Origin of the sequence: Paenibacillus sp. FSL F4-0236, assembly GCF_038000135.1 — a bacterium.
Classification (GTDB): domain Bacteria; phylum Bacillota; class Bacilli; order Paenibacillales; family Paenibacillaceae; genus Paenibacillus_AQ.
In genome coordinates this window covers 1519704-1536108 of the sequence record NZ_JBBOBK010000001.1, presented here as the reverse complement: position 1 = coordinate 1536108, position 16405 = coordinate 1519704, and the positions used below count along the sequence as shown (strand labels likewise).

Here is a 16405-nt window from a genome sequence, read left to right as displayed (position 1 = left end):
TGTAGGGAACCAGACGGTCTTAAATTATGATGTTCTAACCTGTTATTACCTTAAAGGAAGCTAATTCGCTCCGCCTTTGGAGAGCATGATATTTAAGATGGTCTTGTCAGTATCCGCCAGACCTTCCTGAACCAGCCGCTCCATGTTGCGGATAGTGTCTTCCACCTCTTCGAAAATAACTCCATCCTTGGTTGTAGGAGCAATATTGTTCATCGCCAGTGTGGCTGCCTGAATCGCCGTATTGGTGGAGGTGGATATCTTCAGCGCACAGGTTGAATTTGCACCGTCGCAAATCATACCTGATAAAGAGGCTATCGTATTCTGTATCCCATGCTTGATCTGCTCAAGAGTGCCGTCCATGAGATAAATGATCCCGCTATTCGCTCCAACTCCACCTGCAATTCCTGAACCACATAAAGGCGACAACCGCCCAATATAATGCTTGATATGCACAGTGACCAGATTACTTAGTGCAAGCGCCCGAGCTAGCGTCTCTTCATCCTTGCCAAGTAATTCCGCCAAAGATATAACAGGAAGCGTACAGGCGATGCCTTGATTACCGCTGCCCGCTGTTGTCATCACAGGCATTGCGCTGCCATCCATGCGAGCATCTGAAGCCGCAGCAGTAGCCGCTATTATTTTGTTCGCTACATCATTGCCGAACAAATTCACAGCAGATTGCTGATTCATCTTCTTCCCTACTTGCAACCCATAATCGCCTCGGAGTCCCTCTTCGGAAATCGCTTTGTTCATCCGAGCGCCTTCCAAGAGGAAGCTAAGGTCTGAAAATGGAGCCGTAGTTATAAACTCGAATATCCGATCTACAGAGCCTTCATAGGCTTCAGTATCGGAAAGACCAGGCTTGCCACAATCTGCTTTAGACTTCTTAGGTGTCACTTTTTTCCCGTCCAGAGCCAGATATTCTATATTAGTGTGTTCTTTAGCAAGGATGGCAGTCGCTGTATGATTCTCTGTCTTCACCTGTGCTTCAATATATAATTTCTCAGGAGTGTCCATTATCTCCACTTTTAGCAGCTTTCGATCAAGCAGGTCATTTGCCAGCTTTAGCTCATCCTGAGTCAGACCTGATAGGATTTCCAGCTCCTTGTGCGAACGTCCGACCACCGCACCAAGGGCTGCTGCGATAGGCAGACCTGTCTGGCCCGTCCCAGGGATACCCACTCCCATTGCATTTTTAATAATATTACCACTGAGATGCAGCTGAATCCCCGTTATTTCTTCCTCGAGAAGCTCTGCCGCCAAGGAGACGGCATACGCAACTGCGATCGGCTCTGTGCAGCCTTCTGCCGGTACGACTTCCTTGTGCAAAATTTCCAATAAGTTGCCCATGTATGCTTTTCCCCCTTCTCTCTCCCACTTGGAGTCATTTCTATATAGTAACGCAGAGTGAAGTTTCAGGGAATCCTTTTTCCTTTTTCTTCTCTAGAAGCTTCTGCTAGATCAACATCTTACATGCTTGCGTTTAAAACCAAGCCGAGCTTTGTCGACTGCTTTTTGAATATTTGCGTACGCGTGAATCAATTTACTCTTTGCCTTATTCTTATCAACTTCAATTGGCCCTACAGTTCTTGCGGTTTCACTGGCCTTATCATGAAGTGGCGAATAAGATACGGCCACTGTGTACATGAAATTATTCATTGCGTATTGGGTACGTTCTGGAGAATCATGAATCGTATTTTCCACCATCTCAAGCATACCAGCAAGCTTGCTTTCGGAAAACTCAACATCCGGCCGACTGCCAAGCAGCCAGCAGTAACAGCTCCAGCCCGCTGACATTCTCAGCTCTTCACCACTCGCGATCCATTTATCAGCAACTTGTTGTGCAATATCTGCTTCTGCCAAGGTTACTGCCACTACAAAGTCGGACAGCATATAAAAATAAGCCGCATCCATCCATCGGTCATAATCCGCTTCCGTCATTGCATTGGGATCAGCAATGATGCCAGCAAAATACATGGCATCATAGTTCCCTGTCGCGTAAAGTTCCTCAGCCAATGGCTGATTTATTTTGGTTTTCTTGAAGATTGGCTTCATTGCTCCGGTAGCCACGCCAAATAGCGGTTCCTTTGCTCCATTAGACATATATATTTTCTTGGTTCGTTCCTTTCCAAGCGCTTCCAGCTCCTGCATGACCATCTCTAAATCCACTATTTAACACTTCCTTTTTCAAAGTTCTTTCCCAAGCTATCTTAGGTTTGTACTAGTTAAAGAAAGTGTACTGTATGGGTTTCCTTGTCGCAAGTTAAGTTTCCGAAGGAATACTTATGGGTGCGCAAATAACCACCTATATTATTAGGTGGTTATTACCTCAACCTTTTACAGAACCGATTGTAATCCCAGCAACGATCTTTCTGGACACAAGAAGATAAAGTATAAACGTGGGCAGAAACACCAGAAGTGATGCAGCAAAAATACCCGAGTAATTACCAGTATTTGTATATCCTACTACGATGGATTGAAGAGCTAATGCTATTGGATGTCGATCCGGATTATTAGCAAAGATCAGAGCATAAAAATATTCATTCCAGATCCCCATCACATTAAAAATCGTTAGCGTCAAAATACCAGCCTGTGCCATAGGTAAGATGATTTTGATAAAAGCTTTAATCGGCCCACATCCATCGATCGCTGCTGATTCCTCCAATTCTTTCGGAATGGATGCAAAGAACCCTGTAAGCAAAAATACAGCAAAAGGGACATTCGTAAAAATGTATACAAAGATTAACGTAAATGTTGAGCCTGTCAAATTCAATGAATAAAATAACGAAAACAACGGGATCGAGATCAGTAGCCCCGGAACTGATAATGCCGAGATAAACATTAAATCAACTAACCTTTTTCCCCTAAACTGAATTCGTCCCAATATATAAGCAGCCGGAGCTGCAACAACAATAATACCTATGCAAGAGGTTACCGTGTAAACTAGACTGTTCAAAAAGTACAAGCCGATCTTCGTTTCTTCGAATAATCGGGTATAGTTAGAGAAATGAAATCCGCTCGCCAGTAGTTTGTTCGTAAATATCTCTCTTGTCGTGCTGAGTGAAGCAAGGAATGCGTATCCAAAAATAATAATTGTAAAGATAAGCCAGACTACTAATGGAACATATCGTATGATTCGAGTGATTGAGTGAAGACGCATATTGTCTCCTCCTTCCTAGTATTCTAAACGATCCTTCCTAAACAACAGACCAATCAAGAAGGAAAAGCCAATAATTGCAACAGTAATCAACACACCAATCGCAGCTCCTGCTCCAACATTGAAAGCTTGCGTATCAGAAATTCTCTCCCCACCAAATACCTTCAAGTACATATAATAGCCAGGAGTCATCGTATGTGGATCATTTCTCCCGAAAATGGAAGACCATACAAAGAAGTTAATGGCTGTAACCGTCCATAACACCAGCGTGATCTTAAACACATCACGGAGTAACGGAAGAGTAATATGGAAGAACTGATATACTGTGTTTGCTCCTTCCAATAATGCTGCTTCGTAGTAATCATTAGGAATCCGATCCATGGCCGCACCAAGTATTAATAAGAAATAACCAATTGATCCAAAACAAAAAGCGATCAGCATGGATAAAAATAAATGCTTGTCATCCGTCCATTGAATATTAGCTAATTGTTCAAGTCCAAGAAGGCGAAATACATGTGTCAACAATCCAAAGGTCGGATTATACACATACTGAAGCCATATGACTGACATGACAACAACAGATACAGTATTAGGCAGGTAAATCAAGGCTCTCCAGAAGCCTTTGAAACGAACGCCGGAGGAAATAAGCACTGAGAAAAAAAAAGCCATAACGAAAACAATGAGTCCACCAATAATCCAAATCTTAAGCACATTTAATGAAGAATTTAAAAAATAGGAATTATGAAATAACCCCCAGTAATTGTCTAAACCAATAAATTTCCATTCACTGATACTACTGTTTATATTAGATATCTCGTAAAAGCTCATAAACACTGCCCGCAAGGTTGGATAAAAAAAGATCGACATATAAACCAGGATAGCAGGCAGAAGGAATAGCATCATAATCGGTTTACTAATTCTCATCTTTGTATCCCCCGCATCATAATGTGCAACTTATTCTTCCTAATACTCTAAAAAAATCTATATGCAGCTGCCGCTATTGACCGCCACATATAGATTTACATAAAATCTAGATTGAACAAAAAGACTCGAGAAAAGGGAACGAAGTGACGGAGGGGAATTTTGGAACTGTTATGTTTTATTTACCGGCGTAGAATTTCTTAGCTTCCGCACTTAGCTTCGGCCCGAATTCTTCTGGCTTCAGTTTGCCAGTGATGAGTTCCATGAAGGTAGGCACAATGGTAGCAAGCGTAAAGTCGCCTCCATCACCAATACCTCCACCCCAAGGCATATTTTCTTTTGCATTTAGAAAAGCAGCTTCTGCTTCAGCAAGCATCGCAGGCCATTCAGAATCAATAGTTGCTGGGATCGCAAGTGCATCCTTCGCCATTTTTTCTTGTATCTGCTTACTAACGATATGTTTGATAAGCTCAAAAGCAGCCTCTGCATTCTTGCTCGATTTATTAATGAACATCCCTTGAGATCCAAAGATCAACCCTTGTTTTCCACCTTTACCGTTTCCATTTGGAACATCTGGGAATTGAAACGTGCCCCATTTGAAATCTGGTCCTGAGGTGGCAAGCACTTCATTCGGAAGCCATGTTCCATTTAGATAAGCGGCAGAACCACCAAGCACGAGATCTTGCTGAGCCGCAGGATATTTACTTCCGGCAATTTTATTAGAGAAAAAACCTTTAACGTTTAAATTAGCCATATCTTTAGCGAATTGAAGAATGATTGGATCATTCCACATCTCACCTGTCTTATCCTGCACAAGCTGGCTTACCCAATCTGCCCCCATCGCATTTGCCAGATAGGATCCAATAAATAAGTCCCGATATGCATCATCAAAGGTAAGCGGTGCTGAACCTGCTGCTTTGATTTTTTCAGCATCTGCAAGGAATTCGTCCCAAGTGGCAGGCGCTTTTGTTATCCCAGCTTTCTCATACACTTCCTTGTTATAGAAAAAGAGTACTGCATACGGCTGCTGCGGAATCGAATAAATACCTTCTTCTAAACCGTACTTAATGGAAAGCGATTGTATCCAGCTTAACAAGCTTGGAATCATTGAATCCTTTACTGACTTGCCTTCCATTCCGATGGATGGCTCCGCAAGCAAATCATCAAGCTTCATAACGTAATCTTTCATCCCTTGAATACCAGCTGGGCTACCTGGATCGGCTTCCCAAATATCAATTTGCTCTCCTCCATCCAAAGCAGGCTTGATCAATTTTAAGATATCACGACCGGTAAACTTCAGATCCACTTCAACTTCTGGATTAGCTGCCTTGAATTCAGCAACTGCAGACTCAATAACCTTCGCTTGTGGTTCTGTGCTGCTCCACATCGACCAGAATACTACCTTACCTTCTAGTCCAGAAGCTTTAACTTCGGTGGTAGCCTCAGTTGTAGCTGTAGGGGTGTTCTCCTTAGTTGCTTCAGGCGGGGCAGCATTGTTCGTTGTATTGCTTGATCCACAACCAGCCAATAACGTTAGAACCATCGACATAGCAAGCAACAAACCTGTGAGCTTCTTTTGTCTTTTTTTCACGTGTGTAGCATCCCCCTCAAATATGAAAGTGCTTTCACAAGTAAGTATATAACGAAGCAACTCAGGTCTAACATCGACGATATTGAACAAAGCATGCACAATTTTATCTATATTTTAATCACCTTCAGCATCCTAAAAAAAAAGAGAGCTTCGATTAAAATCATCGAAACTCTCTCTTGGTTTAAGCTCCAACTATTCTAAAATCAATGTTATTAGGCGGTGGATTTAAGGTTATAGCTTCCTTCATTAATTCTTCAGATAATACAGTGTTTCGGCTCTCTGCTAGCTTCTTAGCTTGATATTTATACCACAGCTCCACAATCGTAACTTCACCTTCACGAATCACAGCAAATTCTTTCTGGAATAAGTTTAATAGGAATTCATTATGATCCAACTCCTGAGCTGCAGCTCCAATAATAATTTGGAGACGATCACTTTGCCTGAACTCTTCAGGAAGTGATTCGTACACACTCCAAGCCTTAGCAAATTGTTTATTTCTAATCAACATGCTAATATACTCATCTGCAAATGCTCTGTCTGGAAAGCCATTGTATAAAGAATACGCCAGTTCATAATAGACCAGAGCCTGATCTGCCTCTCCTCTCTGTTCAGAGGTAATCGCCAGATTACGATAAACCCAAGCAGATGGCTTCAATTCAAGCGATTGATGCCATGCAGTTACAGCTTGATCTTCCAATCCATGCTCATAGAGCATAGTGCCGTAATGCAAGTAGGAATCCCACGTTTGATTATCTGCATGCTCTAGACTGGTACGAAGCAATTCCATCCATTCTTCTTGGACCATCCAAGAGGCCGGAATATCTTGCACATCTCCCTCTGGCAAACCACCTTCTTGTAACAGGGCTAACCATGGAAGTTGCGGTGCTGCAATACTGGATTCCAAGAATAAAAATCCATCCGGAATCGACCTTTCAGCATGAGCTTTTCTGCGAATATCCTCGAGTGCTCCCCAGCCTGAGCCTGAGTGCAATAGTTCTGATGGTGTTAAATTAGCATAAGTTTGCAACTTCTCATGAAGAATATACACTTCATCTTCTTGCAATTGTTCATTGACTTGCGTTTCAATAAAATCCCGAGCCTCAGACCAATCCCTTTGATTTGCCTTATGTGCATCCACCTGAGTAACACCGAATATTTGCGTGAAATCCCATATTGAATTCGCAGGCATATCTAGTCCATGCATCTGTGTTGGAGCAAGCCCTGCTTGTATCTCAACATAATTACCTTCGCCTGGCTTCGCTAAGAAATCGCACCATCTTCTACCACCTGCATGGTTGCCCCAGCAAAATAACTTACGATATCTTAAGAGGCTAGTCGAACGTTCGTAGAATAAACTACCATCCTCATAGGCAATCGCTTCCCACGGGGATTTATAATCTGCTTCTGTCTGAAAAAAATACTCGTTAGAGAAAGGAATTCTCATTGGATATGACGAGTCTTCATTTGGAACTGAAGGAAGCACTGGCAAATCTCCCAATCCAAACCCCTTTACTTGGTGATCAATATAGATAACCTTACTAGTGGATGAGAATACTCTTGATTGCAAGGTTTCCGGTGCTGCAATATTTGTCCAATAATACATAGGAACCGACGCTTTGCTATCATTAATGATTCTTACATAGACAGAGAGTTCCTTAGCCCCTTGAGGAAGATGAAAATCAATATGCCAAAAAATGTTCTTACAACGCTCATATTCATAAATTCTTAGAAATTCATTGCCATTATCATCCATCAATTTGGCAGCATGTACGGGAGATGCGGTCGTAAAGGTGTGACCTACCTGTCCCACATTCCATTCAATCCCTCCAGAGAACCAAGCGTTAAGAATCGCTAAATTAGCCGGTTGAAAGACAGGATTTGTATACAGTATATCTTTATTCGTACGTTTATCTTTAAGCGAATAGAGTCTACCTCCATACTCAGGTAAAAAGACTGCTTTTAAGATGTCATTTTCCAATACAATCGACTTCATAACCATCGGTTTTCTTTCACGTGTATAGCGATCCTGCATGCGATAAGGTAAATATCTCCCACCTGTATGTTCACCCAGCTGCTGTCTCAATTCTGGCGTAAGTGTACCATTATCCCCCACTTTTGTATGATGGTCTCTGTTTCTGAACATTGGAAGAGGATTCTCTCCTTCTAATAATGCGCCTTCAAGAGTTAATGTTGAAATGACTACACTCATTCACGTCACATCCAATCCCATATAGTTAATCCAATTTTACACTGCTAAATGCTAAAGCTACCATTAACAGAATTGAACAAAACCTGTACGATTTAGGACACTCAATAAACAGGTTTATTCTTTAGAAGAACTTAATTCCCGCACACTCTTGGTTATTTTCTCAACCTCATCTTGCCACTGTTTAACAGTCAGCGTATTGCTCATTAGGCCAGTTATGGGGTTCCATATTGCCTCTACGTCTTTGATGACTAGCTGCGATGCTTGTTTCCATTGAAAAACAATCGGTGCTACATCTTTTTGAGATATTTGAACGGAATCATAGAATATTGGAGAAGTGTATGGCTTTACGATTTCCAGACCATTTTTAACCGTGACTATACCTTTGGATTTCTCCGCGTTTAATTGAACGATATCATCATTGTATTGATAACGCAGGAACTCCTTGGCAAGTTCAATATTCTTCGCCTTGGCGGGAATAAACAGGCTATCCAAATAGGACATGACATACCTCTGATCCCCCTTATTAAACACAGGTGGTGCGAGAAAACCAAATTCGAATCCTTCTTCGCGTGGAGTGCCTTTCATTTCATTCTCTATCCATATTCCGCAAGGAATGAACAATGCCTTACCTTGTAGAAAAGCAGCCTGTGCTTGTGTATGGCTTAACTTAACGGTTCCTGGCATGACATAACCTTTTTGTGCTATAGCACTCAACACCTCAGCTATTTGTCTGACGGAATCGGACCTAAATGCATCCTTCTCATAATTTTCCGCCTTCCAGACGTCTTCCATCCCCCCTACAGATGCCACTGACGGCCAGAAAATAGACTCTAAATAACCCGGAAACAAACCTTGGTAGGTAAATAGTGATCTTCCATCCTTCTTAGCGAGCTCACCTAACTTCAAGAATTCATCCCATGTCTCTGGGAGCTTCCAGCCTTTTTTCTCAAAAAGAGTCTTGTTATAGATTAGCCCCATTGGTGAGGTATAGAACGGTGCAGCATAAATTTTTCCATCCCCTAAGGGATTAGCATAATCTAAAATACCATCCAGCATTTTATTCTTAAGAGGTTCTTGATTATCGAGAGCATTCCCTTCAAATACATCCGTCAAATCGAGTAATAATTTATCTCTTAACATTTCTTCAATCATACCTGTCGTCTCACTCTGTGAGATATAAATGATATCGGGTGGATTACCAACTGCGATTTGCGGTTTAAGTATTTCCATGATCTTGGGGCTTGAAGTCAAATTAATAGTTACCCCTGGATAATCTGATTCAAATCGTTGTTTCACCGCGAGCCAATAATCCTTTCCTTGCCCTCCCTCAAATACTGCTAAGTTCAGAATTTTGTTCGCAAACTCATGTTTCACTTGAGAGGATTGCATTTTGCTCAGGCTCGAATCTGAAGGAGTACATCCTGCGCTAGCCCATAATAATAGGATCACACCTGCGAAAATTAAACTCTTTTTAATAGATTCCACATATTTCATAACAGGTGCCTCCTCCTTGGACTTATTTAGTTGCGAGTAATTTCTTTCGGAAATCTGAAGGACTAAGCCCCACGATCTTCTTAAATACTCGATTAAAATAAAACGGATCATCTATCCCCACCTGTGAAGCCACCTCTTTAATCCTCGTATCCGGAAGCTTTAACAATTCAATCGCTTTATTGATTTTTAGTTCATTCATATATTGAACAATGCTTCTACCCGTATCTTGCTTAAATACACGGCATAAGTAATTAACATTCATATTTACTTCTTGAGCGAGACGGTCAAGCGTTATTTTATTCTCAACATTCTCCTGCAAAATCTCCGTGATTCGAAGTACTTCTTTGCGATAAATATTACTTTTAACTTGATACAATAGATTGATGGCTTCCTGCATCGCTTGTTCAATAGATAGACTAAGCCCTTCCATAGACTCAGCTTGTGAAATATCACTCTCAAAACTCTCTAAGAGCGTTGTTGCCCCTACCCTATTTTGTTCAGTGGACGATAGTACTTGTGTGTTCCATTTTAAGATCAAGTTGTCTAGGTCAGATAATAATCCCAAAAGGTGAAATTTTAAGGCTGAAGGGTCCCATTTGATTTGTTTTGCCTCATTAAATAATATGCTTATATTCTCCAATACTAGCTTTGTGTTCCCTACTTCAACTGCTGCTTTGACTTGATCCAACCATTCCACATAATTAATGGAGTGTAGTGACTGGGTTAACTTTGAATGCCCAGCAACCAAGACAGATGCAGGCCCCGTATAAAAGTTGTTTGTAGATGCTCGCAGACACAAAGTGTATTGTTCTCTCAACTGCTTCAAACCTACGAATGCATCACTTAATGTAATGCTGACACTTAAATTCAAATACAGCTTAAGCATCTGCACTAAGTTATTCATCAACAGTAACCAACTGGGTTCGTCAGAATAACCGCTCTGTTCATAAACTATAACAATATACTGATTACTCTCCATCTCTATGAAATCAAATGCAAAGTGATCAGACACGGTTTCTTTCACAATATTCGCTATAGAAAAGCTAAGTAGCCTCTTGTTATTAATTTTGCCGTTACTTAGCGCCTCCACATAATCATCGATTCTTATCATAATAAGATTACCAGCAAGTCTATCGAAGGGTATCCCGTACTTCTGTGTTTCTTGTAACAAATAAACCATGTCCTGCTCCTGATCTAAAAGAAGCTCTCTCCATATGCTGTTCCGTTGCTGAAGCTGCGTTTCATTAAGCTTAATTTTCATATGAATGTCCTGTTCTTTAAGCTCTCGTTCCGTTAATAATTGCTCCGAGATCTTCGTCAGCAAGACAATCAGCTCATCTGGCTTAAGCGTCAGCTTCAACATATAATCTTCTGCTCCAAGTTTCATGGCTTCCCGCACGTAAGCATAATCATCATAATTACTAAGCACCACAAACTTCCCAGTGAATTTGCGTTCGTTGAGCGTTCGGATTAATTCAAGTCCATCCATGTTAGGCATCACTAGATCCATAATCACGATATCGATCGATTCTGTCTCTATGACCTCAAGAGCTTTGTATCCATCTGCAACAGCACCCATTAATTTAAAACCATATTCATCCCATTTAATTAGTGTACTAAGTGCAATCCTCACTATTTTCTCATCATCCACAATTAGTATCCGCATCAGCTGAGTCCTCCTGAAGTGTAGAAATATAAGGTATCGTGATGATAACATCCGTGCCTTGATCAGGCTTACTCCAAATCTCTAATCCATAGGGGTCTCCATAATGTAATTTGATTCTCTCCCGTACATTTCCAATACCGATATTTGCTAATCGATTCTCTGAATGATTATCTTTAAGTTGCAATATCTCCTGTAACTTCTCAGCACTCATCCCTTTCCCATTGTCGCTTAACTTAATCTTTAACACCTCTCCGTTCAATTCAGCAGTCATTGTAATTCTAGGTTCCATATTCTCGCCGCTTAGTCCATGAATAATCGAATTCTCTACAATGGGCTGAAGCAAAAATTTCAACACTTGAGTATCTAATAACTGTTCAGGAATTTGCACATCAACCTGTAATGACATCCCGTATCTAATTTGTTGAATAACTACATAGTTCTTGATGTTCCGAAGCTCTTCCCCAAGCGTTATCCGTTCATTCTTCTGAACAATTGTACTTCGAAGTAATTCAGCCAGTGCACCTAAACCATTGCTTACACTATCCGCCTGACTTAGCATCGCCGTCCATTTTAACGAACTCAATGTATTAAATAGAAAATGCGGATTAATTTGTGCCTGCAACATTTGTAGCTCAATACCCCTCTTCTGTGCCTGTTCTTGCTCCACACGGTCAATCAATAGTTTGATTTCCTCGATCATGGCTTCAAATTTCCCTGAAAGGTATCCGATTTCATCTGGATGATTGTCGTTTATTTCTACCTTTAAATTACCTCGCATGACCTGGTTCATTCCACTCACTAACTTCTTAAGGGGGGTGGAGATACTAACAGAGATGAAGGTTGCAAATAAGGATGAAACAACTACACATATGACGGCAATGAAGAACATTTCATTTCTAATTTCTACAGATCCCATATTCAAGTAGGCTTGCGGAATTAAACTAATTACATTCCAATGAAGTACCTCATTATGTGTATTTAAGAAAAAGTAGGGTTCTGCCCGCAGCGTTACTGTCCCCGTCTCCATACGGGAATTAATCAAATGATTTAAAGTACGATTAGCTTCCAAATCTTGATCCGACTGAAACAAGTGGTTGTTGCTCGTCAATATTTCTCCTGCATCATTCATAATGATTTGTTCACTACCCTGTCCCATATTAATGCTTCCAAACAAAATCTGTGAGAATAATTCCTCATCAATCCCCATAATGACGAACCCTACAGTTTCACCCGATCCATATGAAAGTGGAATCCTCCTAGACAATGAAAGGATATTATCACCAGCTGTCGTATGGGCTGTGGTCCAGATATCTGCACTTTTATTCTGTTTGGCCTGAGCAAATATTCGCTGTTTATCCTCTGTAGTAAATTCTTCGTATCCATAATCGTACAGAACTTGTCCATTATTAGTTAGAATCTGTAGTGTTTTGATTGTAGCAAACAGCCAAAATTTATCGCTTAACACAGTGTCTTCAAACTTCTTATGTATGTTACTAATATCAAGATCACTCAATCTATTGTAGCGGAGCAGTGCTTGCTGAATATCTCCATTCAACATGATTTGATCGGCGAAAGTCTCATATTTGGCCACTTCTGTTCCGATCTTGCTTCCTAAGAGGCGTAATATATCATTTACAAAGGTAGTTGTCTTAGAGGTGATTGCTTCATTCGATTTATGGTAAGCTAGAAAGCCGAAGGTGCACAGTGGGATAATAGCCAGCAGCAGAAATGAAATCATTAAGCGTCGCTGAACTTTTGACTTTCGAAGTAATTTAATCATTTACGTACACTAAAGTTAGATTCATATCGATAAACCTCCTAATAACAGATCATCTGAAGTAAGTATTCAAGCGGTGTAGAATTTAGCCCTTTCACATTAGTACAGGGTCTCGCATGATATAGGAATCTCTCCCTCGTCCCCCTAATATAGTTTAGGAAGAAGGGCGGGATGCACATGGGTACCAAAAATGATCAAGAGCAAAGGGCTATCTTTCTAGCTGCTATCTGCGGACAGACCTATGCGCAGTTCTCAAATAAAGAGGGTTCGTTCGTCGTTCCATTAGATTATCAGATCGTGGATACGATTGAAGCAAGATCCATCAGCGAGGTGTGGGAACGCTTTGGATTTATTTTGGAATCTCCACAAGAGATTATCGTTGCCTTCCGAGGAACCAGCTCCACAACCGATTGGATGTCAAACGTTATGGCCTCACAAGAGAGATTCAATTACATTAAAGAAGATACCCTTACCCACCGCGGTTTCACGAATATCTACTCATCAGCACGCGATGGGATTATCTCTACACTCGCTAAGTTATCTCCCGATAAGACCTTATACATTACTGGTCACAGTCTTGGCGGAGCACTCGCCACTTTATGTGCTATTGATCTTGCGGCCAACACCTCGCACAGCTCACCTATTCTGTACACCTATGGTTCACCACGTGTAGGCGATCCGAACTTCGTTAATGCTTTTAAACAATATGTCCGCAAGAGTTACCGTTATGCCAATCTCTTTGATGTTGTTACCTACGCGCCTCCACATGTATACAGGCTACCTAAACGGGAAACGAAGTACTATTACAGTCATGTCCACACTTTTTTATCACTGTCATTTCAGAATGGATCGGCAAGTGGTAATCATATGATCAGCTACTATTTCACAGAGCTATCCAAGCTTCAACCGCAATACTCCGAGGAACTTTGTCTAACGAACTTAGGATTCTGTCCAGTTGTAAATAACCCCATCATAAGCGCATCAATTCCACCAACTGCACCTCATGCGGAGACAACTTACTAATTAACGAATAGGTGCTCGTTATTTCGACTTGTTCAAAGGTCAGTTGCGGGCAGCTGGCTTGCTTCAAATAATTAAGGGTGTCAGCATCTATAGGATGAGGCGCCCCCATTCGTACCCACAGGTCGAAAACGCTTCCATTTTGTCTGTTAATTGTATGTCTTTTGATCGTATACGAGCCTGGCTGAATATCTGCAAGCTCCAACGTCAACTCTATGTCTCCACCTTCTTCGAACACATCGTATCTATTCGTGCGATTAATGAGCGAGGCATCACCTTTTTGGTACAATGAATCGATATGCGCGTAAGCATACATCAACACCTGCAGCCCCATATCACTACTAGTAATGTAATATCCTTTCCCTTGATGAATGAATTGGCGGCCTAATTTTGCAAGTAGTTTAAACGCGTAGAAGGATGGCTTTGGTATCCCGTTATATGTCATCAGCCCCAAACCTCCATGAAACGTTTCTGACGACATTTTGAACTCCTCTAGCAAATCCGTAGCCGTCCAATAACCAAAACTATGGAGACCATCCATATTTTCCAGTACATTTTTCACGATATAGGCTGCCTTAAAGCATGTATCATTCACTAAATCACGGTGAGAGCCTGTGGCATTCCATTCTGTCATATGCAGTTCAGGAACATCTCTTCCCATAGCTTCCGATACGGTTTTCTTCAATTTAATAATGACTCGCGATAAATATTCTGTATCCGCTGAAAGCTCTATTGTCTGAAACCACACATCCGGATTCTCTTCATAATCCACCTGAATCACTTGAGTTGATCTTAACGATTCATCATACGGATAACTGTGAAAGGATATAAAATCAGGCTTTACGCCTCGTCTGCACACATCATTCATAAACCTTGTCAGCCAATCTGACTGCATTAACGTAAGAGATAAAACACCTGGCCCCCCCACACGTAGCTCAGAATCTATGGATTTGATGGTTTGAAATGTTGAAATGAACAGCTCACAGTAAGCTTCATAAGTATCTGGCCAAAAAATATGGATTTCTGGTTCGTTCCACACCTCGAAATACCACTGCCTCACTTCATGAATGCCATATCTATGGATGTAATGTGTAATAAACTGATGAATCATCTGATTCCACTTACCGAGGTCCTTAGGACTACCCACAAAGCTCTTTTTATAAAAAACAGAAGTAGCTCCCTCTCCCGCAAGCTGGCGTGGTAAAAAAGAGAGCTCTAAAAACGGTTTCAATCCGGAGCACAGTAAAAAATCAAATAATGAATCACTATAAGCAAAGTTTAAGCTCACATCTCCCCGCTCATTCTCGCCATAAATCATCATCTCATCATCAAAAATACCGTGAAACCGTATATACTGAAACCCAATCTCCTGTTGCATTTGCTTGATATGTCTTTGTACCTCTGCAAACAATACCTCTTTGGCCTTTCCTACCGTCATGAGCTTCTTCCAAGTATGCGCAAGCTCCTTGCTTTGGTTAGACTTTACCGAAATCTCATGGGTCTGCTTATGTATATGAAGGGCAACTGGTAGATTGGAAGTAGCTGATAAATTCTTGTTAGGCAGATATTTGAATAGCGACTCAAACGCCTGTGTGGGATTCATGTCAAAGTAGTTAAACTGGGCTACACTGCTTTTCTGAAATGAACTGCGTCCGTTCAAGACGGTCTTCCGGTATTCTCCAGGCGTCTGTCGATAGAACTCTTTAAACACCGCATTAAAGGATTTCAGGTTGGGAAACCCATGATCATGAGCGATCTGTGTGATAGATAGATTGGTAAGCGTCAAATCTTTTACAGCTTTATCCAAACGCACCGCATTCACATATTTGGTAAAGGAAGTACCCATATACTCTTTGAAAAAACGCGATAAATACGGAACGGTCAAATACTCCTGAAGGGCCAACTGCTGGATGTTAATTGCCCGATTGTAGTTCTCTTTGACATAAGAGGTAATTCGCAATAGCCGTTCACGATGCTTATCATCATGTTTCTCAGGACTTTGGTCTTGTTCACGAAATCCTTGCATGAGTAAATAAGTTAAATTAAGAAGACAGGACTGTATGCGTAGATGATACCCTTGTGGGCGCTTATTGTGGAGCAGCATCATCTCAGCCAGCAATGTACGAAGTTCATCAAACTTAGATTGTTCTTCATAGCTAGCAGCCGCAGAATTACAATCGAATAACATTCTTTCGATCTGAGGTTCAATCAGAAGTAAATAAGAAACTGGAATTTGCAGAGCTAGCACCAAATTATTCTCTTCAGCTTTAATCGCATGAATTTCATTAGCATTAATCAAGAACAAATCTTCTTCATTTAACTCTCTAAATCTGTCCTTTGTGAAAAGTTCAAGTTTCCCCTTGAGTACGAATAATATTTCAATGCTATCATGCCAATGATTCGGGACCTGATGGGTACTGTGCAAAAACATGTGGACCGGAAGATGATCGTCCATCTCAATATTTTCGTAGGTGTAGCTTTGCAACTAGCACCCTCCTCTCACTCTCTCAATATATGTCTTATGCCCTATTATATTATAAAAAAAGCGATTGAATAGAACTATCCTATTC

Annotated in this window: 11 protein-coding genes; 1 reads left to right on the top strand and 10 read right to left on the bottom strand. The window is 41.1% G+C overall.

Features of this window, described 5'->3' with window-relative positions:
- Positions 1–60 precede the first annotated feature (60 nt).
- From NSQ29_RS06965 to NSQ29_RS06925, 9 genes are all read right to left on the bottom strand, one after another.
- Positions 61–1350 carry an L-cysteine desulfidase family protein gene (locus NSQ29_RS06965; protein WP_076299336.1) on the bottom strand — a complete coding sequence of 430 codons (1290 nt, stop codon included), beginning with the start codon at positions 1348–1350 and terminating at the stop codon, positions 61–63.
- Positions 1351–1461: 111 nt separating this feature from the next.
- Complete coding sequence (locus tag NSQ29_RS06960) at positions 1462–2169, bottom strand: DNA alkylation repair protein (RefSeq protein WP_042189737.1); 708 nt, start codon at positions 2167–2169, stop codon at positions 1462–1464.
- Positions 2170–2329: 160 nt separating this feature from the next.
- Positions 2330–3160, bottom strand: coding sequence for a carbohydrate ABC transporter permease (locus NSQ29_RS06955; RefSeq protein ID WP_341124665.1), 831 nt, complete (start codon positions 3158–3160; stop codon positions 2330–2332).
- Positions 3161–3175: 15 nt separating this feature from the next.
- The gene (locus NSQ29_RS06950; RefSeq protein ID WP_341124664.1) at positions 3176–4081 is read right to left on the bottom strand and encodes a carbohydrate ABC transporter permease; all 906 of its coding nucleotides are present in this window, start codon (positions 4079–4081) and stop codon (positions 3176–3178) included.
- Between the two features lie 175 nt (positions 4082–4256).
- On the bottom strand, positions 4257–5669 hold the full coding sequence (locus NSQ29_RS06945) for an ABC transporter substrate-binding protein (RefSeq protein WP_341124663.1): 1413 nt from the start codon (positions 5667–5669) through the stop codon (positions 4257–4259).
- Between the two features lie 181 nt (positions 5670–5850).
- Positions 5851–7878: a DUF5107 domain-containing protein gene (locus NSQ29_RS06940; RefSeq protein WP_341124662.1), complete on the bottom strand. Its 2028-nt coding sequence runs from the start codon at positions 7876–7878 to the stop codon at positions 5851–5853.
- Positions 7879–7992: 114 nt separating this feature from the next.
- The gene (locus NSQ29_RS06935) at positions 7993–9372 is read right to left on the bottom strand and encodes a carbohydrate ABC transporter substrate-binding protein (protein ID WP_339242349.1); all 1380 of its coding nucleotides are present in this window, start codon (positions 9370–9372) and stop codon (positions 7993–7995) included.
- Between the two features lie 22 nt (positions 9373–9394).
- The gene (locus NSQ29_RS06930) at positions 9395–11038 is read right to left on the bottom strand and encodes a response regulator transcription factor (protein ID WP_339242351.1); all 1644 of its coding nucleotides are present in this window, start codon (positions 11036–11038) and stop codon (positions 9395–9397) included.
- Complete coding sequence (locus NSQ29_RS06925; protein ID WP_341124661.1) at positions 11016–12776, bottom strand: cache domain-containing sensor histidine kinase; 1761 nt, start codon at positions 12774–12776, stop codon at positions 11016–11018. Before NSQ29_RS06925 ends, NSQ29_RS06930 begins: the two co-directional genes overlap by 23 nt.
- A 216-nt stretch (positions 12777–12992) precedes the next feature.
- On the opposite strand from NSQ29_RS06925, the gene NSQ29_RS06920 reads away from it, so the two are divergent.
- The gene (locus NSQ29_RS06920; RefSeq protein WP_341124660.1) at positions 12993–13838 is read left to right on the top strand and encodes a lipase family protein; all 846 of its coding nucleotides are present in this window, start codon (positions 12993–12995) and stop codon (positions 13836–13838) included.
- On the opposite strand, the gene NSQ29_RS06915 is transcribed toward NSQ29_RS06920, so the two are convergent.
- Positions 13786–16320, bottom strand: coding sequence for a GH39 family glycosyl hydrolase (locus tag NSQ29_RS06915; RefSeq protein ID WP_341124658.1), 2535 nt, complete (start codon positions 16318–16320; stop codon positions 13786–13788). The two genes, NSQ29_RS06920 and NSQ29_RS06915, sit on opposite strands and share 53 nt — an antisense overlap.
- Positions 16321–16405: the final 85 nt, after the last annotated feature.